This window comes from Streptomyces viridosporus (genome assembly GCF_002078235.1).
Classification (GTDB): Bacteria; Actinomycetota; Actinomycetes; order Streptomycetales; family Streptomycetaceae; genus Streptomyces; species Streptomyces viridosporus.
Window position 1 is genome coordinate 216 of sequence record NZ_MSGP01000441.1, and the last position, 463, is coordinate 678.

1 protein-coding gene is annotated in these 463 nt (G+C 77.5%); it reads right to left on the reverse strand.

The features are described from left to right. Window positions 1-463 (reverse strand): GNAT family N-acetyltransferase (locus B7L92_RS28435; RefSeq protein ID WP_255311184.1); only part of this gene is annotated, 463 nt, incomplete at both ends.

Sequence of the window (463 nt, forward strand, 5' to 3'; positions counted from 1 at the left end):
GACCCGGCAGGACGCCCCGTGTCCCAGCGCGTGGTTCAGCTCCAGCCGGTGCAGGCCCCGTTCGGTCAGCGCCCAGCGCGCGACGAGCAGCAGCGCCCGGGTGGCCACCCTCCGGTCGCGCGCCTCCGGGAGCACCCAGTAGCCGACCCGGCCCAGGCGCATCACCGGGTGGATGTCGTTGACGCCGAGGTGCCCCAGCGCCGCGCCGCTGCCGGCGTCGGCTATCCGGAAGGACGCCCCCGTGCCCTCCAGGTCGTGCCGGGTGCCCCGGCGCAGCGACTCCCGGGCGGCGGCCAGGTCCGTGATCGGCCGGAGCGGGGTGTTCCAGCGCTGGAACTCCGGGTCCGTGAGGCCGCGCAGCCACGTCTCCACGTCGGCCCGGGACGCCGGGTCCCAGGGGCGCAGGTGCAGGCCGAGGCCGTGGAGTTCGGGGAGGGGCCGGGACCGGGTGCGTCTGCGGGGG